The 23,742-nt window shown below is 51.4% G+C and carries 23 protein-coding genes; 14 read left to right on the top strand and 9 right to left on the bottom strand.

Going from position 1 to position 23,742, the window contains the following annotated elements; genetic code table 11:
• Position 1 precedes the first annotated feature (1 nt).
• A complete protein-coding gene (locus Q9I99_RS08505; RefSeq protein WP_301667687.1) occupies positions 2-1,282 on the bottom strand; it encodes a CAP domain-containing protein in 1,281 nt (426 codons plus the stop codon).
• Between Q9I99_RS08505 and Q9I99_RS08500 the strand changes: the two genes are divergently transcribed.
• Positions 1,281-1,412, top strand: coding sequence for a hypothetical protein (locus Q9I99_RS08500; RefSeq protein ID WP_301667688.1), 132 nt, complete (start codon positions 1,281-1,283; stop codon positions 1,410-1,412). The two genes, Q9I99_RS08505 and Q9I99_RS08500, sit on opposite strands and share 2 nt — an antisense overlap.
• Before the next feature lie 22 nt (positions 1,413-1,434).
• Here Q9I99_RS08500 and Q9I99_RS08495 read toward each other — a convergent pair whose 3' ends face one another.
• Together Q9I99_RS08495 and radC are read right to left on the bottom strand one after the other, a co-directional pair.
• Complete coding sequence (locus tag Q9I99_RS08495) at positions 1,435-2,160, bottom strand: epoxyqueuosine reductase QueH (protein ID WP_301667689.1); 726 nt, start codon at positions 2,158-2,160, stop codon at positions 1,435-1,437.
• Positions 2,161-2,232: 72 nt separating this feature from the next.
• Positions 2,233-2,910, bottom strand: a complete 678-nt coding sequence (gene radC, locus Q9I99_RS08490) for a RadC family protein (protein ID WP_301667690.1) — start codon at positions 2,908-2,910, stop codon at positions 2,233-2,235.
• A gap of 27 nt (positions 2,911-2,937) precedes the next feature.
• Between radC and Q9I99_RS08485 the strand changes: the two genes are divergently transcribed.
• The gene (locus Q9I99_RS08485) at positions 2,938-3,060 is read left to right on the top strand and encodes a hypothetical protein (protein ID WP_301667691.1); all 123 of its coding nucleotides are present in this window, start codon (positions 2,938-2,940) and stop codon (positions 3,058-3,060) included.
• On the opposite strand, the gene gshA is transcribed toward Q9I99_RS08485, so the two are convergent.
• Complete coding sequence (gene gshA / locus Q9I99_RS08480) at positions 3,034-4,383, bottom strand: glutamate--cysteine ligase (protein WP_301667692.1); 1,350 nt, start codon at positions 4,381-4,383, stop codon at positions 3,034-3,036. The genes Q9I99_RS08485 and gshA overlap by 27 nt on opposite strands.
• A 257-nt stretch (positions 4,384-4,640) precedes the next feature.
• Between gshA and leuC the strand changes: the two genes are divergently transcribed.
• The 9 genes from leuC (at position 4,641) to Q9I99_RS08435 (ending at position 13,676) form a co-directional block, all read left to right on the top strand.
• Complete coding sequence (gene leuC, locus Q9I99_RS08475) at positions 4,641-6,050, top strand: 3-isopropylmalate dehydratase large subunit (protein WP_301667693.1); 1,410 nt, start codon at positions 4,641-4,643, stop codon at positions 6,048-6,050.
• Positions 6,051-6,146: 96 nt separating this feature from the next.
• Positions 6,147-6,401: a hypothetical protein gene (locus Q9I99_RS08470; protein WP_301667694.1), complete on the top strand. Its 255-nt coding sequence runs from the start codon at positions 6,147-6,149 to the stop codon at positions 6,399-6,401.
• A 61-nt stretch (positions 6,402-6,462) separates the two neighbouring features.
• Positions 6,463-7,104, top strand: a complete 642-nt coding sequence (gene leuD, locus Q9I99_RS08465; protein ID WP_301667949.1) for a 3-isopropylmalate dehydratase small subunit — start codon at positions 6,463-6,465, stop codon at positions 7,102-7,104.
• A 68-nt stretch (positions 7,105-7,172) separates the two neighbouring features.
• On the top strand, positions 7,173-7,841 hold the full coding sequence (locus Q9I99_RS08460) for a DUF2625 domain-containing protein (RefSeq protein ID WP_301667695.1): 669 nt from the start codon (positions 7,173-7,175) through the stop codon (positions 7,839-7,841).
• Positions 7,842-7,933: 92 nt separating this feature from the next.
• Positions 7,934-8,395 (top strand): NanQ anomerase/TabA/YiaL family protein, encoded by a 462-nt coding sequence (locus tag Q9I99_RS08455; RefSeq protein WP_301667697.1) that lies wholly within the window; start codon positions 7,934-7,936, stop codon positions 8,393-8,395.
• Positions 8,396-8,419: 24 nt separating this feature from the next.
• Positions 8,420-9,274, top strand: coding sequence for a DUF1444 domain-containing protein (locus Q9I99_RS08450; RefSeq protein WP_301667698.1), 855 nt, complete (start codon positions 8,420-8,422; stop codon positions 9,272-9,274).
• Between the two features lie 47 nt (positions 9,275-9,321).
• A complete protein-coding gene (gene leuB / locus Q9I99_RS08445) occupies positions 9,322-10,392 on the top strand; it encodes a 3-isopropylmalate dehydrogenase (protein WP_115177858.1) in 1,071 nt (356 codons plus the stop codon).
• A 162-nt stretch (positions 10,393-10,554) separates the two neighbouring features.
• The gene (locus Q9I99_RS08440) at positions 10,555-11,118 is read left to right on the top strand and encodes a YceI family protein (protein ID WP_301667699.1); all 564 of its coding nucleotides are present in this window, start codon (positions 10,555-10,557) and stop codon (positions 11,116-11,118) included.
• Positions 11,119-11,333: 215 nt separating this feature from the next.
• Complete coding sequence (locus Q9I99_RS08435) at positions 11,334-13,676, top strand: TonB-dependent receptor (protein WP_301667700.1); 2,343 nt, start codon at positions 11,334-11,336, stop codon at positions 13,674-13,676.
• 82 nt (positions 13,677-13,758) lie between these two features.
• Here Q9I99_RS08435 and rpe read toward each other — a convergent pair whose 3' ends face one another.
• Positions 13,759-14,442 carry a ribulose-phosphate 3-epimerase gene (gene rpe, locus Q9I99_RS08430; RefSeq protein ID WP_301667701.1) on the bottom strand — a complete coding sequence of 228 codons (684 nt, stop codon included), beginning with the start codon at positions 14,440-14,442 and terminating at the stop codon, positions 13,759-13,761.
• 310 nt (positions 14,443-14,752) lie between these two features.
• Between rpe and Q9I99_RS08425 the strand changes: the two genes are divergently transcribed.
• The gene (locus Q9I99_RS08425; RefSeq protein ID WP_301667702.1) at positions 14,753-15,187 is read left to right on the top strand and encodes a Spy/CpxP family protein refolding chaperone; all 435 of its coding nucleotides are present in this window, start codon (positions 14,753-14,755) and stop codon (positions 15,185-15,187) included.
• Positions 15,188-15,199: 12 nt separating this feature from the next.
• Here the strand turns inward: Q9I99_RS08425 and Q9I99_RS08420 are convergent, their stop codons facing one another.
• From Q9I99_RS08420 to Q9I99_RS08410, 3 genes are all read right to left on the bottom strand, one after another.
• Positions 15,200-16,063 (bottom strand): ATP-binding protein, encoded by an 864-nt coding sequence (locus Q9I99_RS08420; RefSeq protein WP_301667950.1) that lies wholly within the window; start codon positions 16,061-16,063, stop codon positions 15,200-15,202.
• 7 nt (positions 16,064-16,070) lie between these two features.
• Positions 16,071-16,688: a riboflavin synthase subunit alpha gene (locus Q9I99_RS08415; RefSeq protein WP_301667703.1), complete on the bottom strand. Its 618-nt coding sequence runs from the start codon at positions 16,686-16,688 to the stop codon at positions 16,071-16,073.
• Positions 16,689-16,849: 161 nt separating this feature from the next.
• Complete coding sequence (locus Q9I99_RS08410) at positions 16,850-17,464, bottom strand: molybdenum cofactor guanylyltransferase (protein ID WP_107863227.1); 615 nt, start codon at positions 17,462-17,464, stop codon at positions 16,850-16,852.
• Between the two features lie 205 nt (positions 17,465-17,669).
• On the opposite strand from Q9I99_RS08410, the gene Q9I99_RS08405 reads away from it, so the two are divergent.
• Both Q9I99_RS08405 and Q9I99_RS08400 read left to right on the top strand, forming a co-directional pair.
• Positions 17,670-19,442, top strand: a complete 1,773-nt coding sequence (locus Q9I99_RS08405; RefSeq protein ID WP_301667704.1) for a histidine kinase — start codon at positions 17,670-17,672, stop codon at positions 19,440-19,442.
• Positions 19,439-20,095 (top strand): response regulator, encoded by a 657-nt coding sequence (locus Q9I99_RS08400; RefSeq protein ID WP_301667705.1) that lies wholly within the window; start codon positions 19,439-19,441, stop codon positions 20,093-20,095. Before Q9I99_RS08405 ends, Q9I99_RS08400 begins: the two co-directional genes overlap by 4 nt.
• A gap of 139 nt (positions 20,096-20,234) precedes the next feature.
• Here the strand turns inward: Q9I99_RS08400 and Q9I99_RS08395 are convergent, their stop codons facing one another.
• Entirely contained in the window at positions 20,235-23,585 is a 3,351-nt protein-coding gene (locus Q9I99_RS08395; RefSeq protein WP_301667706.1) for an autotransporter family protein, read from the bottom strand.
• Positions 23,586-23,742: the final 157 nt, after the last annotated feature.

The following is a 23,742-nucleotide window of genomic DNA, read 5'->3' as shown; positions in this document are numbered from 1 at the left end:
TTCAATCCTGTAAATAAAGGGTAACGCCGCGTCCCGGGCTGTCTTCCGGGGCAAGCGTGATACGGCTGCCTGTCATTCCGCCAACGCTGAAGACGATGCCGCCCGCCTCGTGCCTTCCTATGGACAGGCGGCTGCCGAGCCGCTGCCGGTAGGTATAACGGGTACACGCGTCCAAACACCAGCGTCCGCGCCAGTGGATGAAATATTTTTCGCCTTTTCTAACCGCAAGCATCTCGCCGCCGTTCACCTCAAAATAAGGGTAATCGGGTTTTCGGGTTCTAAACTGCCATTTCGCCTGCGCGCGCCGTCCGTTGCGGACATAGTCGAATACCGCCGTATAGAGCGTGCCGTATTCCAAAGGTTTGAGCGGGAAAAGCGCGAATTGGTGCGCGGTCAGCCTGCCGTTGGGGTCGTTGCCGGCGGTTAAAACCCTGACGGGGCGGATTTCGTTTTTACCCTGATACAGCTTGAAACTTTTCATCGTAATTTTGCCTGCCGCCTCAGAAAAATTAATGCTGACAGGATTACCCGTCATTTCATATTCCGGCACGGGGTCGGGACGTTCCCCGTAAAAATAAGGCAGCGCGCCGCTTCCGACCGGATAGGCGGTATAAAGCAATTCCGTTGCGGGCATGGCTTCGTCGGTGTACACGACCGCACCGTTGTGGCAGGCGTTGCGGTAATATTTCCGTCCCGCTTCGGGCTGATTTCTGCCTTGGGCGCAATGCCGCTCAAACCTGCCGTTGCCCTGATTGAATACGACGACGGTTTTGCCGTTTTCGCGCACAAATGCCGCACCTGCTTCGTCGGTATGGCGGTCAAGCAGGGAAAGGCGGTGATAGATTGCGCTCATCAATCCGTCAACCTGGCGTTGCTGCGTGCGGATGTCGCTGTCGGACGATTCGGCGGCTTCCTCTTCCGTGCTGATGTTTTCATGCACGCCGTTGTAGAGATACCCGGCAAGGCGTGTGCGTTCGGTCAGCTTTTGTGCGGTGTAGTGCGGATTGTCGGGATGATATTCTCCGTGTCCGTCTTCGGGATTAAGCGTGAGGTAGCGTGCGTGCCTGCGGGCGGAGTTTTCCAATACAGGCGCGTGTGCCAGCTCGTGCAAACCGATTTGTGCGCGGATACGGTTGAGGTAGTGCAGCGCATCGCCGCCGTCCCTGATTTGCGGTGCGGACGGATAGACAAGTTCGCCCGCCGGCACGGATTGGTTTTGGGTATGGTAGAAAACGCCTGCCGCCGAGCCCAACAGAAGCAGCCAGATAACAAGGGATTTCATGATGTCGCCCTTTCACCCCGGCAACGGGGTGTTTTATCAAAACGGCAAACTTGTCAATGCGGTTTCCGCTTGCCGATTGCCAAACCGGCAAACCTTTCCCCGTGCCGATGCCGAACCCGATGCCGTCTGAACCTTCAGACGGCATCGGGTGTTTATTTGTCCGCCCGGATGGGTGCAGGTTCGTATTGTGTCGATTCGTCGCCGTAATACAGCACGCCGAGTTTGATGGGGATGCGTCCCTGCGATTTGCGGTGGGCGTTGGAATCGCGCAAGGAATAGGCGCAGCCGCAATATTCCTGCTGGTAGAAGTTTTCGCGTTTGCTGATTTCGATCATACGCGCGCTGCCGCCGCCTTTGCGCCAGTTGAAATCCCAATACACCACATCATCGTAAGGCGCGGCGGCGCGGCGGCCGCAGTCGTTGATTTGCGCCATATTTTTCCAGCGTGAAATGCCCAGCGAACTGGTAAAGACGGGGAAGCCGTGTTCGTGCGCGTATTGCGCCGCTTTTTCAAAACGCATATCGAAACACATCGTACAGCGGATGCCGCGTTCCGGCTCAAACTCCATGCCTTTGGCTTTGGCAAACCATTCTTTGCGGTCGTTTTCGTAATCGTCGTCTTTGTCGATGAAGGGGATGCCGAACTTTTCCGCAAAGCGCACATTTTCCTCTTTTCGGAGCATATATTCTTTGTGCGGATGGATATTGGGATTGTAGAAATAAATGGTGTAGTCGATGCCGCTGGCGAGCATCGCCTCCATCACTTCGCCGCTGCACGGGGCGCAGCAGGAATGCAGCAGGACTTTTTTGTTGCCGCCGGGCGGAACGAGAACCGGGCGGTCGATGTCGGTAACGGTAGGTTTGTTTTGTGTTTCCATTAACTTAACAATATCTGTCGAATACGGTCGAAGCGGCTATTTTATCAGAGCCGCCGAATGTAAAACAGGGTGTCAGGGCATCAGCCCGAGCTGCCTGAACGAACGGACGCTTTGCGAGGTAACGATAAAATGGTCGAGCAGGGAAACATCAACCAGCGACATGGCCTGTGTCAGCCGCCTTGTAAACATGATGTCTTCCTGCGAAGGTTCGGGCGAGCCGCCCGGATGGTTGTGCGCGATAATCAGGCTGTCGGCATATTCGTCCAATGCCAGTTTGACGATTTCGCGGATGTAAATCGTGTTTTCCGCAACCGTACCGCGCGACAGCTCTCTGACCGCAATCAGTTGGTTTTGGCGGTTCAGCAGCAGCGCGACGCTGACTTCGACTTTTTCCTGCCCCAAATGAAAGCGCAGGTAATCGGCGACCGTGTCGGGGTCGGACAGGACGATGCCCTCCTGCAATTCTTCCGCCAATATCCGCCTTCCGATTTCCCTGACTACGGCGAACTGTGTGAAACTTGCCGTCCCCATACCCTTGTATGCCGACAGTTTGCCGACCTCCGCGCTCATCAGCTTCCCCAAGCTGCCGAACTCCTGCAACAGGTAGCGCGCCAAATCAACCGCGCTCATTCCGCGCGTTCCGACGCGTAAAAGGATTGCCAAAAGCTCGGCATCACTCAAAGCCGCCGCCCCGCGTTCCAACAGTTTTTCCCTGGGTCTTTCGCCTTCCGGCCATTGCTTGATGCTCATGTTTTCCCTTTTTTAAAATAGTCTGAGATGCCGTCTGAAACAGATGTTCCCACACGCCAAATACCCGAAATGCCGTCTGAACCGGATTTCCGCTTCAGACGGCATCTGTATTTCAAAACGGTCTTACGCCGTTTCTTCCAACTCGATTGAAGCCGCCAAAAGCGACAGGCGCGCCATCACGCCGTACACATAGAGGCGGTTGTGGACATTATCGACATCGCAGTCTTTTTCGGATCGCGGCATACCCAGCGAATCCCACTGCTCGAATACGCGCTTGCAGGCTTCGGGGGCTTCTTGCGAATTGTCGCCGTTACCGGTCGGAATGCTGTTGGACAGCGGCACAAACACCATACCGCCGGCGTTGAGGTTTTCGTCCGCACCGCGCCCTTCGTGCACGCGGAAGAAGCCGCCGATGACGAAGCGGTCCATCATATAGACGACGGGTTCGCACACCGCGCCGTTTAAGGTTTCATAAGTATAAATCCCTTCTTGGACAATCACTTCGCTGACTTCCAAGCCTTCTTTGACTTTCGCCATTTTGTTGCGGTTTTTACGGTTCAAGCCGCGCACTTCGTCGGCGGATTTGACGCTCATCACGCCCATACCGTAAGTGCCCGCGTCGGCTTTGACGATGACGAAAGGTTTGTCGGCAATGCCCGATTCGTCGTATTTGGCTTGGATTTTCGCCAGCACGCGTTCTACCGCTTCCGCCAACGCGTCTTCGCCTTCACGCCCTTGGAAATCCAAACCGCCGATTTTTTCAAAATACGGGTTGATCTGCCACTCGTCGATGTCGATCAGCTTGGCAAATTCGGCGGCAACTTGGTTATACGCGCCGAAATGATCTGTTTTGCGGCGTGTCGTCCAACCGCCGTGCAGCGGCGGCAAAACGGTTTGGCTGATGCCTTTGAGGATGTCGGGAATGCCGGCGGACAAATCGTTGTTCAACAAAACCACGCAAGGCGAAAAACCGTCTGCAAGATGGACACGCTCGCGGGTGCGCAATAAAGGTTCCAACAGGATTTTGTCGCCCAATGCGGTTTCAAGCTCGGTCGGCTCGGTTACCTCAGGATTCAGGCTACCCAAGCGCACTTCATACCCTGCCGAGCGCAAAATCTCGCTGAGGGCGTAAACGTTTTGCAGGTAAAACGTATTGCGCGTGTGGTTTTCAGGAATAATCAATACGGATTTTGCCGTTTCGCAGGCACGCTGCACCGCATCTTGCGCAGCAACCGCCGCCAGCGGGATGAAATTCGGATTCAGATTATTGAAGCCGCCCGGAAACAAATTCATATCGATAGACGAAATTTTGTAACCGGCGTTGCGGATATCGACCGAACCGTAAAACGGCGGGCGGTGCACATTCCACTGCGAACGGAACCATGCTTCGATTTTTGCATGGTTACACAGGATTTTCGCTTCAAATGCCTGCAGTTGAGCCAAATGCTCAGACGATATAACCGGTAATTTCATCTTTCCTCTGCCTGACGTGGTTTTAACAAGGTACAAATAATAATGCCTTTAAAAGAATCCCGACAAGTATTCTTTCATATCAAATCATTCTTTAGATATAACTGTTTACTGAAGTGGACAATATGTCTAATTTTTTCGTTAAAATTGTTTACAAAATAGCACCAATTCAAAAATTAGACAAAATTTGTTGCGCGGTATAAAGAATACGTCTAAAATCCGCCCAATCCGCATTACCATTTATCCAAAAGAATAACACCATGACAGCACAAACCCTCTACGACAAACTCTGGAACAGCCACGTCGTCCGTGAAGAAGAAGACGGCACTGTCCTGCTTTACATCGACCGTCATTTGGTTCACGAAGTTACCAGTCCGCAGGCATTTGAAGGCTTGAAAATGGCCGGCCGCAAACTCTGGCGTATCGACAGCGTGGTCTCCACCGCCGACCACAACACTCCGACCGGCGATTGGGACAAAGGCATCCAAGACCCGATTTCCAAGCTGCAAGTCGATACGTTGGATCAAAACATCAAAACATTCGGCGCACTCGCCTATTTTCCGTTTATGGACAAAGGTCAGGGCATCGTACACGTTATGGGCCCGGAACAAGGTGCTACCCTGCCCGGTATGACCGTCGTCTGCGGCGATTCGCACACTTCCACCCACGGCGCATTCGGTGCATTGGCTCACGGCATCGGCACTTCCGAAGTCGAACACACGATGGCGACCCAATGTATTACCGCGAAAAAATCCAAATCCATGCTGATTGCCGTTGACGGCAAATTAAAAGCGGGCGTTACCGCCAAAGACGTGGCACTTTACATCATCGGGCAAATCGGCACGGCGGGCGGCACGGGTTACGCCGTCGAGTTCGGCGGCGAAGCCATCCGCAGCCTTTCGATGGAAGGCAGGATGACCCTGTGCAATATGGCGATTGAGGCAGGCGCGCGTTCCGGTATGGTCGCCGTCGATCAAACCACCATCGATTATGTCAAAGGCAAACCTTTCGCACCCAAAGGCGAGGCGTGGGACAAAGCCGTCGAGTACTGGCGCACGCTGGTGTCTGACGAAGGCGCGGTTTTTGATAAAGAATACCGTTTCAACGCCGAAGACATCGAACCGCAAGTTACTTGGGGCACGTCGCCCGAAATGGTTTTAAACATCGGCGGCAAAGTGCCGAATCCCGCCGAAGAAACCGATCCGGTCAAACGCAGCGGTATGGAGCGCGCCCTCGAATATATGGGTTTGAAGGCCGGCACGCCACTGAACGAAATCCCCGTCGATATCGTATTCATCGGCTCGTGCACCAACAGCCGCATCGAAGACTTGCGCGAAGCCGCCGCCATCGCTAAAGGTCGCAAAAAAGCCGCCAACGTACAGCGCGTGTTGATCGTCCCAGGCTCCGGTTTGGTTAAAGAACAAGCCGAAAAAGAAGGCTTGGACAAAATTTTCATCGAAGCCGGCTTTGAATGGCGCGAACCGGGCTGTTCGATGTGCCTTGCGATGAATGCCGACCGCCTCGCGCCGGGTCAACGCTGCGCCTCCACGTCCAACCGCAATTTTGAAGGCCGCCAAGGCAACGGCGGACGCACCCACCTCGTCAGCCCCGCTATGGCCGCCGCCGCCGCCGTTACCGGGCACTTTACCGACATCCGCACGATGGCGTAAGTATTTTTCAGGCGGTCTTTAAGAATTTGATGCGGCCGTCTGAAATATGTCCCGTAAGGCAGAAACACCTTAATATTCAAACCAAGGAGTTTAACCATGAACAAACTTTTCGTTACCGCCCTGTCCGCCCTCGCCTTGTCCGCCTGCGCCGGCACTTGGCAGGGCGCGAAACAAGACACCGCCCGTAACCTTGACAAAACACAGGCCGCCGCCGAACGCGCCGCCGAACAAACAGGCAACGCCGTTGAAAAAGGCTGGGACAAAACCAAAGAAGCTGTCAAAAAAGGCGGCAATGCCGTCGGACGCGGCATTTCCCATCTCGGCGAAAAAATCGAAAACGCCACCGAATAACCGATTCGCGATGCCGTCTGAAACCGTTTCAGACGGCATCGTCAGCACAAGACGCAAACCCATGAAAGCCTTTACCAAAATTACCGCCATCGTCGCCCCGCTCGACCGCAGCAACGTCGATACCGACGCCATCATCCCCAAACAATTTTTAAAATCCATCAAACGCAGCGGCTTCGGCCCCAACGCCTTTGACGAATGGCGTTACCTCGACCACGGCGAACCGGGTATGGACAACAGCAAACGCCCGCTGAACCCCGATTTCTCGCTGAACCAACCACGCTATCAAGGCGCGCAAATCCTGTTGACGCGTAAAAACTTCGGTTGCGGCTCCTCGCGCGAACACGCCCCCTGGGCATTGGACGACTACGGCTTCCGCGCCATCATCGCACCCAGCTTTGCCGACATCTTCTTCAACAACTGCTACAAAAACGGCCTCCTGCCCATCGTGTTGAACGAAGAACAGGTTGACCGGCTTTTCAAAGAAGTCGAAGCCAACGAAGGCTACCGGCTCTCCATCGACCTTGCCGAACAAACCCTGACCACCCCTAGCGGCGAAACGTTCACATTCGACATTACCGAACACCGCAAACACTGCCTCTTAAACGGTTTGGACGAAATCGGCTTAACCCTGCAACACGCCGACGAAATCCGCGATTTCGAAGAAAAACGCCGCCAAAGCCAGCCTTGGCTGTTTAACGGTTGATATACCAAAGGCCGTCTGAAAAATTTAAGCGTTTCAGACGGCCTTTACTGAATGTTTTGGGATAGTCCATGAGATCATTCGACGAATTAATCCAAACCCAAGACCCTGCATGGCCATTGATTCAAGAGTGGCTTGAGGAAGCGACAAACAGCGTTGAAGTCCTGCCTCGTACACTTGAAAAGGTACAGGAAGAACTTTTCAAAACCCAAGTAACGATACGTTCGTTTATGGGCGCTGTCGTTTATGAAACCGGCGGCATCCTGATTGATGATGGCTGGTTGCGGATACTGGGTTCCGGCAGTACGAAGCTACCCCGTGGTCTGGGAAGTTGGAATCTGAGCCGCACACAATCCGAGCCAGCAGGCCCTGCTCCCTATTATCTGTTTGCCGATGATGCCGCGGGCGGCTACTTTGCCATAAACGGTGGGGGATTAGATGGCAAAGTAGGTAATGTTTTCTACCTGCCGCCGGATACCTTGGAATGGGAAGATTGCGGTAAAGGTTATGGTGACTTCTTAAATTGGGCATTGACCGGCGATTTGCAGTTGTTTTACGAAAACCTGCGTTGGGAAAATTGGCGCGAAGAAATCCGTGATTTGAATGGCGACAGCGTTTACACGTTCTTTCCGTTTTTATGGACTGAAGAAGGCAGCGATATAAACCAAGTCAGCCGAAAGCGTGTTCCCATAGCGGAACATTATGCTTCCACTTTAGATTTGCAAAACATAACTCCATAAAAAGTATTTTCAGACGGCCTTGTTGTTACAATTCAAATAAAGCATCCTTAAAAACCGTATTGGTCTGAAGTTTAATTCTACCTAACCACACCATGATTACCGACACCATAAGCAATGCCACCCGCTACGCAGCCCTGCATCCTGACTTTGCAGAGGCCTTCCATCTGTTGCAGACCCTAGATTTTACCAAGCTGCCGGACGGTCAAGTGCCGTGCGAAAATCCTAATATCCGTATTTTTATCGGCAGCGAGCCGATAAGGACTCAAGGCGAAGCTAAGCCTGAAGCGCACTTAAAACACATTGATATTCAAACACCAATTGATGGCAACGAAACGTATGGCTGGATAGACAGAGGCCGTCTGAAAAACGGTTTAGGCTACAACGAAAAGCGCGATATCGAGTTTTTCGACTGCGAGCCGGAAACCTGGTTAACTTTGGAGCCCGGTGAATTTGCCCTATTTTTCCCGAATGATGCGCATGCACCGTTAGTCGGCGACAAGGCAAACATACGCAAAGCAGTGTTTAAAATCCGCATCAAGACCGAACGCCTGTAGGCCCTTTCAGACGGCATCAACATTATGTCTTTATTGAAAAAACTCTTCAAATCCAAACCGATGGACTGGCGCGGGTTCGTCAGCTATTTTGCCGAACGTCTGCAATCCAAACACCAACTCGACATCGAAATCCGTTGGGGCAGCAGCTTGGACAACACCAGCGTTCTGATTCTGCTTGGCGAAGGGCAGGACAATCCCTGCGCCTATCTGGGCAACCACTACGCCCATTACCTGCAAAATCCCGAAGCTTTGGATGAAATCATCGCCCTAAATGCCAAAGTTGTCCGCGAAATGGCAGAAGCCGACGGCACAATGACCGTAGACAACATCCTGCCCATCATCAAAGATACCGCGTTTTTAAACAATCTACTCAGCCAAAACCACGATCCCCTTCCCGACGCGAAAACGCTGCTGCTCTACCGTCCGCTGGCAGACAACCTGCTGGTGATGTACGTCGCACACATGGGCAATGTCATGCGTTCGTTCGGCGCGAAAGACATGGAAAGACTCGGCATCCTCGATACAGATGCTCTACACAGCATTGCCCTTGCCAACCTCAGGCGTGAAACCGCCGGCAAGCTCCGCACCGAACATCTCGAAAACAGCACACTGACGCAAGTTATCACCAATGACGATAATGAATCCGCACTGATTCTGATATTGGACGACATCTTGGCAAACGACCGACAGCTTCCGGCAAACCCCGTGTTCGCCATTCCTTCGCGTGATTTTCTCGCATTATGCAGCCCATCCGACCACGATGCCGTTGCCGCCATGTTGGAAATTGCCCGGGAAATCGCCCAAAACAACCCCTACGCTGTTTCCGAACAGCTTTACCAATACCACAATGGTACAATCACGCTTTTCCAACCCGTATGATACCGTTCAGACGGCATAGCCCCATTCCCCCAACTCAAGGAAAAACAATGACCAAACATATCGCTATCTTGCGCGGCGACGGCATCGGCCCTGAAATCGTCGCCGAAACCGTCCGCGTACTTGACAAACTTATCGAACAAGGCTTGGATGCCGGCTACGAATATGCACCTTTGGGCGGCGAAGCCTATGACGAATACGGCCATCCCTATCCCGAATTCACGCAAAACCTTTGCCGCAAAGCCGATGCGGTTCTGCTCGGCGCGGTCGGCAGCCCGCAATACGACAATCTTGACCGTCCATTGCGTCCTGAGCGCGGCTTGTTGGCCATCCGTAAAGACTTGAATCTGTTTGCCAATTTGCGCCCCGCTATCCTCTATCCCGAGCTAGCCAACGCCTCCACGCTCAAGCCTGAAATCGTTGCTGGTTTGGATATTTTGATTGTGCGCGAACTGACCGGCGATATTTATTTCGGCGAACCGCGCGGCATCCGCGTTCTGGAAAACGGCGAACGTGAAGGCTACAACACCATGAAATACAGCGAAAGCGAAATCCGCCGTATTGCTCACGTCGCCTTCCAATCCGCCCAAAAACGCAGCAAAAAAGTCTGCTCCGTAGGCAAAGCCAATGTTTTGGAAACCACCGAACTGTGGCGTGAAATCTTTGAAGAAATCGGCAAACAATATCCCGATGTCGAGCTTTCCCATATGTACGTCGACAACGCCGCCATGCAGCTCGTGCGCGCGCCCAAACAGTTTGACGTGATTGCCACCGGCAACATCTTCGGCGACATCCTCTCCGACGAAGCCTCCATGCTGACCGGCTCCATCGGTATGCTGCCCTCCGCCTCGCTGGACGAAAATGGCAAAGGACTGTACGAACCGTCTCACGGCTCCGCCCCCGACATCGCCGGACAAAACAAAGCCAACCCGCTGGCCACCATCCTCTCGCTTGCCATGCTGCTGCGTTACAGCCTGAACGACGAAGCGCGCGCGCAACAAGTTGAAAACGCTGTACAAAAAGTGCTGCAACAAGGCTTGCGTACCGGCGATATTTACGAAGAAGGCACGAAACTCGTTTCCTGCTCCGAAATGGGCGATGCGGTACTCGCCGCCTTGTAAAAAAACAAAGCACGGATCACACCGCGCTTTTTCATCCGCCCTTTTCCGCCCGCCCCGTTCGTCAACCGCCTGCAAACCCACCGTTTACCGGCAGGAAATGCCATAAATCCCCGCCTATGTTAGGATAAACGCCTTTATCGGCCCACACAAAGGATTATCATCATGAAAAAAATCATCATCGCCGCGCTCGCAGCGGCAGCCATCGGCACTGCCTCCGCCGCCACCTACAAAGTGGACGAATATCACGCCAACGCCCGTTTCGCCATCGACCACTTCAACACCAGCACCAACGTCGGCGGTTTTTACGGTCTGACCGGTTCCGTTGAGTTCGACCAAGCAAAACGCGACGGCAAAATCGACATCACCATTCCCGTTGCCAACCTGCAAAGCGGTTCGCAACACTTTACCGACCACCTGAAATCAGCCGACATCTTCGATGCCGCTCAATATCCGAACATCCGCTTCGTTTCCACCAAATTCAACTTTAACGGCAAAAAACTGGTTTCCGTTGACGGCAACCTGACCATGCACGGCAAAACCGCCCCCGTCAAACTCAAAGCCGAAAAATTCAACTGCTACCAAAGCCCGATGTTGAAAACCGAAGTTTGCGGCGGCGACTTCAGCACCACCATCGACCGCACCCAATGGGGCGTGGACTACCTCGTTAACGTTGGTATGACCAAAAGCGTCCGCATCGACATCCAAATCGAAGCAGCCAAACAATAAATCTTGATACGAATCAATAAAAATGCCGTCTGAAATATTTCAGACGGCATTTTTATTTCCATCATGATAAATTTACCATATCATATCGTACTAATCCTTATTAATTATATTGGATAAACTTTATGACTACTCCGTTTAAGCTAAATACGCATCGTCTTTTTAATCTCAATATCATCCTGCTATCCCTGCTTTCCGCATCATGCTACGCAGAAGGCATGACATCTGCTGAGTTGCCGCAAGTCAACGTTAACGCGCACAAAGACAAAAGCAGCCGCGACCTGCAGGCTAAGGACGTTTTAGGCGACGGCGACGTACTGACCGCCCATGATTTGAAAACCAAACGCGCCGTCTCACTCGGTCAGACTTTGGAAAAAGTCGGCGGCGTACAAAATGCCGGTTTCGGCCCCAACACCGGTCTGCCTCAAATCCGCAGCTTGAGCGGTTCGCGCGTCTATATCAGCGAAAACGGCATGGGTGTGTCCGATATGGCCGCAATCAGCGGCAACCTGCCGACCATGGTCAACCCGTTTTTAGCAGATAAAATTACGGTTTTGAAATCCTCAGCGGCAGTCCTGTACGGCGGCAACGCCATCGGCGGCGCGGTTGATGTCGATACCGGCATCATCCCGCACAAACTGCCGGAACAAGACTTCGGCGGTAAAATCGAATTGAGCGGCGGCTACAACACCCCGCACAACGAAGCCTTCCGTTTCGACGGCAAGGCCGGTAATTTCGCATGGCATCTTGATGCTTCCAACAGCCAAATTTCAGGCTACCGCATCCCCGGCTCGAGCAAGCCCGATTTGTGCTACGACCCGGCGAACCGCCTCAACTCGCGCCTGATGTGGTCTTGCCAGATTACGCCAGAAATTGAAGAAAAACTCAATTACGGACATTTCAAATATAAACTCAAAGACAGCGCATCTTTTTTTAAGAAATTCCCGGATGCCGATGAGAGTGAAGCCTACAAATTGGTAATACCGGGGTGGGGTGAATGGATTGACAATCCGCTTTACGACGGTTCACCCAATCGACGGCATACAATAGTTAAGGCCATGCGCGACGATACGCCCGTCCGCGAAGGCCGCCTGGGCAACAGCAGCCTGAAAAACCGCAGCGTTTCATTCGGCGGCAGCTATATCGGCGAGAAAGGCCACATCGGTGCCGCCGTCAGCCGCAGCCTGTACCGTTCCGGTATTCCCGGTTTCTCCTATTACAATATCGACGGCAACGGCAACCGCAAACTTGCCGCCGAACCCGCATCCGTCTATTCTCAGCAAACACGCTGGCTTGTGGACGCACTTTACCGTCCGCAATCCTCTTGGGTGGACAACGTCAGCTTCCTGACCTCATACACCGATACGCCGAATACCGAACTCTTGGGCTCGACCAAGGTTAACAGCCTCGACAGCCGTACCCTCCAAAACCGTATCGAGCTGAACCACCACTTCTCCTCCCTGTTTAACGGCAGCATAGGGGCCGACTACAAACGCCGCCATACCGAATCTTCGGGCTTGAACGGCAAACGTACCGGCAACTATTCCTACCTGCCCGATACGAACAGTCGTGAATACGGCATATTTGTCTTGGAAAACCTCAAATACCGCAACTATGAAGCCTCGCTCGGTTGGCGTTATGGCAATGTCCGCCACGGCCTTGACTTGGGCAGCTACAAAACAGCCCGTAATACCGATTCCCAAAAAGGGCTTGAGAAACGGAGCAGCCTCAAATACAGCCTCAACAGCTTCCATGCGTCAACCGGTTGGAAACCCCTTCCGTTTTGGAAAATAAATGCCCGTTACAGTCGCTCCCAACGCGCGCCGGAAATTAACGAACTCTATGCAGGCGGCAGCCATTATGCGCAACTTGCTTCGGAAAATTATTCTTCTGATTCCGTCTTACGTCCGGAAACTGCCAGAACATGGGAATTCGGCAACGAGTTCGCGTGGAACGGCGGCAAACTCCGCGCCAACTATTACCAAACCCGATTCAACGACTACATTTATCTGTCTGACGTTGCACATGACGGCGGCAACCACCTGCCGACCAAATACTGGCGTGCGGCAGATACCCGCATCCAAGGTTTGGAAATCGAGCTGACCCAACTTTTCGACCTGAAACAATACGGACAACTCGAACTACGCCTGTTTGCCGACAAGGTTCGCAATCATGCCGACGACAAAGACAGTAGGAATGCGGACTCAAACCGCCTGCGCAATGACGGCTACTATATGCCCAACCTGCCTGTTTCCCGCTACGGGCTGGGTGCAAGCTGGAACAAAGGGGCATGGCAAATCGGCAGCAGCCTGACCCGCTACGCCGCTGCCAAACACACCGGAAACATGGCTGCGGCATACAAAGAACCCTCACTCGGCTCCTACGCCCTGCTCGATGCCTATATCAGCCATACGCAAAAACACGGCAGATACAGCACAGAATGGTTCTTGGACGGTCGAAACCTGACCAACCGTACCGCGCGCGCGCAAAACTCCATACTCAAATACATTGCGCCGCTGCCCGGACGTTCTATCCGCACCGGTGTGAAAATTTCGCTGTAAACATCAAATACCGCCTGTAAACGAAATGCCGTCTGAACATTCTTCAGACGGCATTGATTTATTTCAAACACCGATACGGCGTTTAATCTGCCACTTTTTTCAATTCTGCACGCATAGCACCGATAACCGCCTTGTAATCCGGTTTGCCGAAAATCGCAGAACCTGCCACAAAGGTATCTGCGCCGGCTCGGGCAACGGCGGCGATATTGTCGGTTTTGATGCCGCCGTCCACTTCAATGGCAATACGTCTGCCGCTTTTCTCTTCATAGCGGTCAAGCATGGCACGAACCTGTCTGATTTTTTCCAAAGTGTGCGGAATGAAGCTCTGACCGCCGAACCCGGGGTTGACCGACATCAGCAAAACCATATCCAGCCTGTCCAACACGTTTTCCAACACATATACGGGCGTTGCCGGATTCAACACCAGCCCCGCCTGACAGCCCATATCCCGAATCAGGCTCAAGCTGCGGTCGATATGGCGGCTCGCTTCGGGATGGAACGTGATGATCGATGCTCCTGCTTTGGCAAACGACTGAATCAGGTCGTCAACGGGTTCGACCATTAAATGCACATCAATCGGCACACACGCATACGGTTTTAATGCCGCGCAAACCATAGGCCCGAAGGTCAGGTTCGGCACATAATGGTTGTCCATCACGTCAAAATGGATCAGATCTGCACCTGCCGCAATGACGCTTTCCACCTCTTCGCCAAGCCGTGCAAAATCTGCCGATAAAATGCTGGGTGCGATACGGTAAGTAGTCATGTTTTTTCTTTCAATATCCTTTTATAGTGGATTAACAAAAATCAGGACAAGGCGACGAAGCCGCAGACAGTACAGATAGTACGGAACCGATTCACTTGGTGCTTCAGCACCTTAGAGAATCGTTCTCTTTGAGCTAAGGCGAGGCAACGCTGTACTGGTTTAAATTTAATCTACTATACGTTCCGATTCCGCCATTATGTCTGCCTGCCGGACATACGTACGCATTATTAACAAAAGTTAACCGCGATAATACCATCTTTCACACGTCAATCTAGTATATTTCCTAAAATTTCCAACAAGAGGAAAAGCCGTGCCACTGCCCGTTTCCAGCCATTTTGCCAAACCTGTTGCCTCTTTTTTCGGTATGGCTTTGCTTTCCTGTCAGATTTCCTACGCCGCGCCGTCTTATATTTCCCTAACCGATTTCCAACCGAACTGCGACATACGCCGGCTTGAGCTTAGCCAAGAGCAGCGCAACGACCTGCGTAAAATCCGTGCCGCCTTCAAGCTGGCAAACGACAAAGCCAAACTCAAAGGCATACGCTCCGAACACAGCCGCCGCCAAGCCATTGTCGGAATCATCTCTTCAGATACTTTCGACCGCAGCGAAGCACGCGGTTATGTCGAAAGCCGATACCACTCCAGCATGGATTTTGCGGTGGACGAGTTGGAAATCCAACACCGTTTCTTCCATATCCTCACACCTCAACAGCAGCAAATGTGGCTTTCTTCCTGCCTCAAATAATCCCCGAAACGCTCACGGCGCACGTTGCTCCGGCAGCCTGCCCGCCCAGTCGCAGGCAAACTGCCAAGCGGAACGTCCCGAGCGGTTGCCCCGCATCTGTGCCCACTGCAACGCCGCCGTCCGAGCTGCTTCGTCATATGACACATCAAAATCTTCCAACCAGCTTTGCACTGCCGACAGATAATCGTTTTGATCGAACGGATAAAAGCTGAGCCACAATCCGAATCGGTCGGACAAAGATACTTTTTCTTCCACCGCTTCTTTCTGATGGATTTCTCCGCGCACGCCTGTCGTACCTGCATTTTCATCCAAATATTCGGGCATCAGGTGCCGTCTGTTGGAAGTTGCGTACACCAGCACGTTGGCGCAACGTTGGGACAGACCGCCGTCCAATGCCGTTTTCAATGCCTTATAGGTTTCGTCGCCGCTTTCAAATGACAAATCGTCGCAAAATACAATGAATTTTTCCGAACGTTCCTTCAAAAGCGTCAACAGATACGGCAGGCCGATCAAATCGCTTTTATCGACTTCGATCAGGCGCAATCCCTTATCCGCATATTCATGCAGCAGGGCTTTGACCAGCGAGGATTTGCCTGTTCCGCGCGCGCCGCTCATCAATACGTTATTCGCGGGTCTGCCGGCTATGAATTGTTCGGTATTACGCACCAGCAATTCGGTTTGCCTGCCAACTCCCGCCAGCCTTGCCAAGGGGAAGGTGTGCGGATCGGGCAAGTGTTCCAAAAAACCTTTTTTGCCCGCACTCTGCCAGCGGAAGGCAAGCGCGTTCCAATCCGTATGCCCAGGTTCGGGCGGAAGCACGGCATCCAAACGCCGCAAAACGGCATAGGCTTTATCGAGAAATTCGTTCAATTCCATCTCTACCTCACTTTGCATATCTTTGCGCCATCAGCCGTTCGACGGTGTCGACGATTGCCTGCGTATTCGGATCGATTTCGATGTTGATCCTGTCACCGACCTTTCTGCTGCCGAACAGCGTCCGTTCCAAAGTTTCGGGAATCAAATGGACATTGAAACGGCTGTCTTCGACTTTGCCTATGGTCAGGCTGCAACCGTCCAAGCCGACGAACCCTTTGGTCAGGATATAGGGCTTGAGTCTGTCCGGAAGCGCAAACCAAACCGTGCGGTTGAACCCGTCCCGTTCGATTTCGACAATGGGCACGGTTGCCATAATGTGTCCGCTCATGACGTGTCCGCCGATTTCGTCTCCGAAACGCGCCGCCCGTTCGATGTTGACGCAATCGCCTTCCTTCAGCAGCCCCAAATTGGTTTTTGCCAAAGTTTCCGCCATTAAATCGAAGCTGACGCGGTTTCCTTCGATTTCGGTAATCGTCAGGCAGCAGCCGTTATTGGCAACCGATGCGCCACGTTGCAGATTGTCCGCCGCCTCTTGCGGAAGCTCGACGACATAAGTCTGAAATGCCTCCGACGGGCGGTGGATTGCCGTCAGTTTTCCCAAGCCTTGAACAATGCCTGTAAACATAATCCTATTTCCCTGTGTCGGTAAAATGGTGCAAATTGTAGCATTTCCCCGCGAAAAATGCCGTTTGAAACGCCTTCAGACGGCATTTTGCCTCCGATTCGGGCAAAAACAGCCCGGTACGGCTTGACCTTTCCTTTCCGCGCCGGTCGGCGGTCTTGACCTTATCCCTCCTGCAAATCGGTTTGCGTGTTCAAGTCGGCAAAATGCCCGTCAAACTCGAATCTGACCGGCCGCGCCCTTTGCTGCTGCAACCAGCTTCTTAATGTTTTCATACCCGAAAACAGATAGGGAATCGCGCTTTGCAGAATCTGCGGGCGGATATACATAATGTTGTAGTGCATCGTTATCGGCGTTTCCACATAAAACGCATTGCACAACGGTGTGCGTTTCGACACGGTTTCAAACCTTGCCACCAAATCGTCCGGCAGATACGGCATATCGCACGGCACAACCAAAAGCCAGTCGGCAGTCGCCAACTGCAAATCGTTGGCTGCGGTACACAATGCCGAAAGCGGGCCGAAATGCTGCCACTGCCGCGCATCGGGAAAAATATGCGGACTTCTTCGAGCATATTCTTCCAAATTCCGGTTGGTGCTGATGGCGATATGGCTGACCTGCGGCCTGACCCTGTCGATGACATGGTCTATCAGTGCCTTACCCCCCAAAAGAGCAAGCCCTTTGTCCTCGCCTCCCATACGGCTCGCCTGACCGCCGGCCAGTATCAGGGCAAAAGTTTTCATTGCGGATGTTCTCTTGGAAAAGTTCGAGGTTTTCATGATTGCAGTCTGCCGTTCCCAATGACTCAAAATGCCGTCTGAAGCAGACGGCAAATAAATTCATATTATCTGAATTTTATCATAACATGATTTAACACTGAAGCGGTGCGGATTAAGTTTTCCTTAACCAATTCTTTCTGAGCAGTTGTATCTAATTCCAAAGAATGATATTGTTTGCATTATTTAGAACAATTTTTCGCCGAGCATGATACTGCCAGCCCGTTTTTCAGACGGCATCAGCCTTTCCCTGCGCCTGAAACTCCTGACCGGACTGTGGGTCGGGTTGGCGGCATTGTCTGTCGTTTTGACACTGCTGCTCTCTTTGCGTCTGGAAAACGCGGCCTCCGTCATCGAAGAGGCGGGCAACTTGAGAATGCAGGCATACCGTCTGGCATACATGGCGGGTGAAGGTTCGCCCCGTGCGCAAATTGACAATCAGGTTGCCGAATTTGAAAAAAGTTTAAAACGCATTGCCCAAAGCGATGCCATCCATCCGCTGATTCCCTCCGACAATCCCCTTGCCTACGATTTGATACAGTCCATGCTGATTATCGACTGGCAGGCAAACATCCTTCCCCCGCTGCAGGCCTACCGCCGCCCGACACAAGTCGAACTTTACCGCTTTGCCGGAAACATCGAACTGTTTTTGCAGGCATTGGAAAATGCCAACGAAAAAAACACATGGTGGCTCAGGCGGTTTCAATGGGCGATTATGCTGATGACGCTGGTGTCGTCGGTACTGATGCTGTTCTGGCACCAAATCTGGGTTATCCGCCCGCTTCAGGCATTGGGAGAAGGTGCGGAACGCATCGGTCAGCGGCATTTCGACATCCCTGTTCCCGAAGACGGTACGCCGGAATTCAAACAGGTCGGCCGCTGTTTCAACCAAATGGGCGGCAAACTCAAAGCCCTGTACGACAATTTGGAAGGGCAGGTTGCCGAACAGACCCATAACCTTGAAAAGCAAAACCGCAACCTGACCTTGCTGTACCGGACCACGCGCGACCTGCATCAATCCTATACGCCGCGACAGGCGGCGGAAGAATTTTTGAACCACATCCTGCCCGCCGTGGGCGCGCAATCCGGCAGCATCTGCCTGGAAAACGGTTCCGACACAGACATTTCCGTCCATACGGCCGAACACGGCAAAAAGCCCCATCATTTGGAAAAATACCATGACGAAACCTTCCCCATCGAATATCAAAACGAGAAACTGGGTATGCTTTCGCTCAGCTTTTCAGACGGCATTTCCCTCACCGGAGACGACCGCACGCTGCTTCAAACCCTGATTCGGCAATTGGGCGTATCGCTTGCCGGCGCAAAACAGGAGGAAGAAAAACGTCTGCTTGCGGTATTGCAAGAACGCAACCTGATTGCGCAAGGATTACATGACAGCATCGCACAAGCATTAACGTTCCTGAACCTACAGGTACAGATGCTGGAAACCGCCTTTGCCGAAAACAAACGGGAGGAAGCCGCAGAAAACATCGGCTTCATCAAAACAGGCGTGCAGGAATGTTATGAAGATGTCCGCGAACTGCTGCTCAACTTCCGTACCAAAATCAGCAACAAAGAATTTCCCGAAGCCGTTGCCGACCTGTTCGCGCGCTTCACGCGGCAGACCGGCACGACTGTCGAAACTGCTTGGGAAAACGGCACGCACCTGCCTACACAGGACGAGCAGCTCCAAATGATTTTCATCCTTCAAGAAAGCCTGTCCAACATCCGCAAACACGCCCGCGCCACCCATGTAAAATTCACCCTTTCCGAACACGGCGGACGCTTTACCATGACCATCCAAGACAACGGACAAGGTTTCGACACGGAGAAAATAGGAGAACCTACGGGCAGCCATATCGGACTGCACATCATGCAGGAGCGTGCCAAGCGCATCCATGCCGTTTTAGAAATCCGTTCCCAAGCCCAACAGGGAACCACCGTCTCACTGACGGGCGCACCCAAAGAAAGCCTACTATGACCATCAAAATCATCCTGATAGACGACCACACCCTCTTCCGCAGCGGCATCAAAGCCCTTTTGTCGCGCCAACACGGTTTTGAAGTCATCGGCGAAGCCGCAGACGGCCTATCGGGCATCAAAATGATTAGTCGGCTGCAACCCGATGTCGTCCTGCTCGATTTGGATATGCCCGGCATGAACGGACGCGAAGCACTCTCCCAAATCATCAGCATCAATCCGCAGCAGGCAGTGATTATGCTGACCGTTTCCGAAGACAGCGACGATTTGACCGAATGCATGCGCATCGGCGCGCGCGGCTACCTGCTGAAAAACATCAACGCCGACTTTCTGCTCGAAAGCATACGCAAAGCCGCCGATGGCGATAATGTATTCTCGCCCGAGATGACCGCCAAACTCGTCAAAAGCCTGATTTCTCCCCAGCCCGCACAAGGGACGCAGGCACTCTCCTCCCTTACCCCTCGTGAACTGGAAATCTTGGGCTATCTCGCCGCAGGACACAGCAACAAAATCATCGCCCGCCACCTCAATCTTGCCGAATCCACCGTCAAAGTCCACGTTCAAAACCTGCTCCGCAAACTCAACCTCAGCAGCCGGGTGCAGGCCGCCGTTTACGCCATCCGGCACAACGTCCCCCAACCTGTACTGGACTAGGCGTTCAGACGGCATCGGGCAAGGAAAAAAGCAATGCGCCCCTTTGACGGGGTGCATTATATAAGGGACGGCATCCGGTGTGCCGTCCCTTTAAGTGCATCATTACCGCCGCCAACCCGGACGGGATGGCTTGGGCGGTTTATTTCCAAGAATATTTCATCCCCACAGTGCCTTGGCAGCCGTGATGTTTGTTGCTGCCGAATGATTTTTCGCAACGGGCATCTGCATAAAGGTAAGTGTTTTCACTTAAGGAGAATTGAGAACCTAAGCCTAATTCCCACCAAGTGCGGGCAAACTTCCCGGCTAATTTGTCCGACCCGATTAATGCGTTGCCCCTTGCTTTAAAATCGTGCCAAATATTGCCGGTGAAATAATAGGTGCGCGTGCGTTGCTTATCGTTCGGTTGGTTATGCGCCAAACGGAAACCGACACGGCCGCGCAAACCGTAACCTTTTTGCGAAACGGCACGAGTGCCGTCGTTAAAGTTGCCTAAGCGCAAGTATTGTGCAATCAGTTGCGTTTGCGGCTCTAAAATCCAGCTATCTCCGTTGTTGGTTTTGTCTTTACCTAAGGCGTAAGGGCGGCCGGTTTCCACTGAAAGGGCTGCACCCCAGCCGTGATTTCTCGCACCTGTGCCATCAACGGATGAATAACGATTATTTAACCAAGAAAGCTGCCCCACCAAATCAATGTAAGTGCCGTTTTCATGGTAACGCGTATCGGTTACACCAAGATTAAGTGCGGTAGTTTTTACGTGGGAAGTTAATTTATCTGCAATCACGATGCCGTTTTTCGCGCGGTATTCATCATAGAATTTGCTGTGAGAACGTAACACGCCGAAATACAGACCGGTAAAACGACGGGTAAGTTTGCCCTCATCATCTTGTTTGGTTTTAACATCAAAGTCGTGCCCAACTTGGAAACCGTACATATTGGTTTTGAAACCAAAACGTTCTTTTCCATCGAGTTTGAGGTGTTTGCCGATTACGCGCCCCCAAGATTGTTTTTCCACATCCTGCCAATAACTGCCTTGCTTGTCCCAAGAAAGGGTTTGATTTTCGCCACGGCGTTGGTGGAGCGTATCCAGCATCGCATAGCCTGATTCCAAGTTTTGACGGGGAACGAGCGTATAAGCCGACGCGCTTGGCGTGATGATGGTTTTATCTTGATTCGGCGTGGTTAAAGTCCAGAAGTATTCTGTCGCGCCCGCCTCATCTTTGCGTGAAACCAATTGCAATTCCCCCGCCCCTGTGGTTTTTGCTGTACCGGTAAAGGTTGAACGTGTATTGTAAGCGTAAGGTTTGGTTGCATCCGTAGAATTTATTTCACCGTTTGCTGTTCCTTTGTCATCGCCTAAAACTTTAATAACAGGGACACTACGTTTGTAGCGATCGGTAAGTTCGCCGATTGAGCCATCAATAACATTTTCAGTACCATCTGTTTTAACGGCTTTGACAGTCGTATTACCGGAAGCATCACCTGTAATCGTTAATAAATCTGATTCTGAATATGAGCCGGAATAATCTCCTGGAGTATCCCATTTGGTGTTTACTTCTAACACACCATTATTACCAACATAATTCCCTTCAATGGTGAGTTTGTCGGCATAGGATTGATTCGCGAGGGTAATGATACCGCCGTTGGTGAACGTTCCCTTTTCAAATACAGAAGTTGTACCCGATAAAGAAATGCCGGTATTAGATAGGGTTAGCCTACCGCCTGATAGCAATGTAGTTCCTTCGGGTGTTGTTAATGATGTTCCTTTTTCAAGGTTAAAAGTAGCTTTTGTTAGTTTTATCGTTCCAATATCCGATGTGTATTCTATTGTTCCGTTCGCAATTTTTAGCACGCCGTCTGTAATAGGGAGTGTCAACTTAAATGGTTTTTCTGTCCCATCAGGCTTAATAAGCGTGCCGGATGCGCCAAATAACAATCCTTCGGGAACGGTAATGGTTCCATCGGTAATTGTTTTATTGATGCTTGCGTTGCTGTGATTATGTACTAATTGAATTTTATAGTCGGTGCCAGCTCCAGTCGCATTTTTTGAAGCATCCAGTACCCCGCCATTGGCAAGATTCACATCATAAGCGGTCGCACGTTGGACAGCTTCATCGGCTTTCGGTGCCAATTCCCAAGTTGCGTTATGATCAACGACAACATTAAGCTTAGAGCTTAAGCCCGCCCTGGAATGCTGATGCGTCAAGCCAATCGCTTTGGCTTTATTATCCAGCGTAAAAGTGAGATCTGAGGCTTTGGTTTTTGCTAATTTTGTTTCAGCCAACCAACCTTTGTTTGCCGCCCTTGCTTCAGATTGATCACCTTTTAATAGGAATTTTGCATTTTCAGCAACAAATTCTCCATTGTTAAACCAGCTGGCGACTTTACTTCCTGCAACCTGTACGGCAAGGCTGGTTACATTCTTGGCATCAGCGACAATCAATGAGGCATTTTCAGAAGCGGTTGAAATTTTAGTATTATTTAACCGCACTTCTTGATCTTTGTTTGGTTCGTTACGAGATACGTCATCACTAATCGGAAAACCGAAACCACGATAAGTTACTCTCGTTTCATAGTCTTGCGTATCAAATACAATAGCGGAATTACCCGACTTGATTTCTCCTGAGCTGGTTTCACTATCCGCGATTAAACGGGATTTTGTGCCGAACAAACGCACTGTAGCTGAATCCTTCGTCTTGGAAGTATCCAGTACCATTTCGCCTGTCGAGTTGATTACCGCACCTTTGTAATCATCATCTTTTGGTGTGTTAGGTAATTCTGGTTTACCAATTTTCAGTGCTGCGGAATGTTTGCCATTTGCTTTTACAGTGATTTTGCTGTCTTTTAAATTGGCTTCCGCGCCGTCGCCTGCAATGTAGATACCCACTAAATAATCGCCAATTTTTTTGGTTGATTTATCTTCAACGTCAATGGTTAATAATTTTTCAGAATTTAAAATAGGGGTTGAATAATCGGATGATTTTCGATAGATCCTAATCCCTGAAAGTTGATGACCGGTGTTAGCTGTGGCACCGCTATAGCTCATAGAACCAAGAATAGTACCCGGGGTATTATCTACTGTAATTGTTGCATCATCTTTTAATGTTAAAACAGTCTTATTTTTACCACCACCTTTATGATCATACCCAACCGCAATGCCATAAGCGGCGTTGGAATCTGGGGACTTATTAGGATTTCCTTCACTGGCTAAAGTAACAGCAATATTGGTTTTTCCTTGAATTTCTTCGCTGCGATCGCTACGAATGATAATGGCTTTAGGATAAGTGTGGTTTTGAGGGTCTTGTGGTGTAACCGTGATATTTACATCACCGGTAACGGTGTTTGTAGCATCGGTAACTTCGTGACCAATAGGCGTTTCACCGGAAATTTGTTTATTTTCATTAATACTGGGATATTCAGCTGAAAAAGCTGTTGCAGAAAGAGAAGAAATCAAAATGCTCAAAAGCGTTTTGCGATAGGGAAATGGTTTCATAAGGAGGCCCGTAATTTCAGAACATAAAGATAAGTAAAAATTGATGTCAATTATTTTAATAAGGATGAACTTATTAAGAGTTTACCCCCCCCCCCCCGAATATGGCAAGCAAAAAAATGCTAGCATAATGAAAATGCCGTCTGAAACAGGTTCAGAC

The sequence above is a fragment of the Neisseria basseii genome (assembly GCF_962707005.1).
Lineage (GTDB): Bacteria > Pseudomonadota > Gammaproteobacteria > Burkholderiales > Neisseriaceae > Neisseria > Neisseria bergeri.
Note: the sequence above shows the minus strand (reverse complement) of the source record. Positions and strands in the feature narration are given on the sequence as shown.

What these genes read in the sequence shown, in the direction of transcription:
- gshA (WP_301667692.1), bottom strand. Translation starts at nt 4,383, where the DNA reads ATGAAATTACCGGTTATATCGTCTGAGCATTTGGCTCAACTGCAGGCA.
- radC (WP_301667690.1), bottom strand. Translation starts at nt 2,910, where the DNA reads ATGAGCATCAAGCAATGGCCGGAAGGCGAAAGACCCAGGGAAAAACTG.
- leuD (WP_301667949.1), top strand. Translation starts at nt 6,463, where the DNA reads ATGAAAGCCTTTACCAAAATTACCGCCATCGTCGCCCCGCTCGACCGC.
- Q9I99_RS08440 (WP_301667699.1), top strand. Translation starts at nt 10,555, where the DNA reads ATGAAAAAAATCATCATCGCCGCGCTCGCAGCGGCAGCCATCGGCACT.
- Q9I99_RS08455 (WP_301667697.1), top strand. Translation starts at nt 7,934, where the DNA reads ATGATTACCGACACCATAAGCAATGCCACCCGCTACGCAGCCCTGCAT.
- leuC (WP_301667693.1), top strand. Translation starts at nt 4,641, where the DNA reads ATGACAGCACAAACCCTCTACGACAAACTCTGGAACAGCCACGTCGTC.
- Q9I99_RS08420 (WP_301667950.1), bottom strand. Translation starts at nt 16,063, where the DNA reads ATGGAATTGAACGAATTTCTCGATAAAGCCTATGCCGTTTTGCGGCGT.
- Q9I99_RS08460 (WP_301667695.1), top strand. Translation starts at nt 7,173, where the DNA reads ATGAGATCATTCGACGAATTAATCCAAACCCAAGACCCTGCATGGCCA.
- Q9I99_RS08405 (WP_301667704.1), top strand. Translation starts at nt 17,670, where the DNA reads ATGATACTGCCAGCCCGTTTTTCAGACGGCATCAGCCTTTCCCTGCGC.
- Q9I99_RS08505 (WP_301667687.1), bottom strand. Translation starts at nt 1,282, where the DNA reads ATGAAATCCCTTGTTATCTGGCTGCTTCTGTTGGGCTCGGCGGCAGGC.
- Q9I99_RS08485 (WP_301667691.1), top strand. Translation starts at nt 2,938, where the DNA reads ATGCCGTCTGAAACAGATGTTCCCACACGCCAAATACCCGAAATGCCG.
- leuB (WP_115177858.1), top strand. Translation starts at nt 9,322, where the DNA reads ATGACCAAACATATCGCTATCTTGCGCGGCGACGGCATCGGCCCTGAA.
- Q9I99_RS08450 (WP_301667698.1), top strand. Translation starts at nt 8,420, where the DNA reads ATGTCTTTATTGAAAAAACTCTTCAAATCCAAACCGATGGACTGGCGC.
- Q9I99_RS08395 (WP_301667706.1), bottom strand. Translation starts at nt 23,585, where the DNA reads ATGAAACCATTTCCCTATCGCAAAACGCTTTTGAGCATTTTGATTTCT.
- Q9I99_RS08415 (WP_301667703.1), bottom strand. Translation starts at nt 16,688, where the DNA reads ATGTTTACAGGCATTGTTCAAGGCTTGGGAAAACTGACGGCAATCCAC.
- Q9I99_RS08470 (WP_301667694.1), top strand. Translation starts at nt 6,147, where the DNA reads ATGAACAAACTTTTCGTTACCGCCCTGTCCGCCCTCGCCTTGTCCGCC.
- Q9I99_RS08435 (WP_301667700.1), top strand. Translation starts at nt 11,334, where the DNA reads ATGACATCTGCTGAGTTGCCGCAAGTCAACGTTAACGCGCACAAAGAC.
- Q9I99_RS08400 (WP_301667705.1), top strand. Translation starts at nt 19,439, where the DNA reads ATGACCATCAAAATCATCCTGATAGACGACCACACCCTCTTCCGCAGC.
- rpe (WP_301667701.1), bottom strand. Translation starts at nt 14,442, where the DNA reads ATGACTACTTACCGTATCGCACCCAGCATTTTATCGGCAGATTTTGCA.
- Q9I99_RS08410 (WP_107863227.1), bottom strand. Translation starts at nt 17,464, where the DNA reads ATGAAAACCTCGAACTTTTCCAAGAGAACATCCGCAATGAAAACTTTT.
- Q9I99_RS08500 (WP_301667688.1), top strand. Translation starts at nt 1,281, where the DNA reads ATGATGTCGCCCTTTCACCCCGGCAACGGGGTGTTTTATCAAAACGGC.
- Q9I99_RS08495 (WP_301667689.1), bottom strand. Translation starts at nt 2,160, where the DNA reads ATGGAAACACAAAACAAACCTACCGTTACCGACATCGACCGCCCGGTT.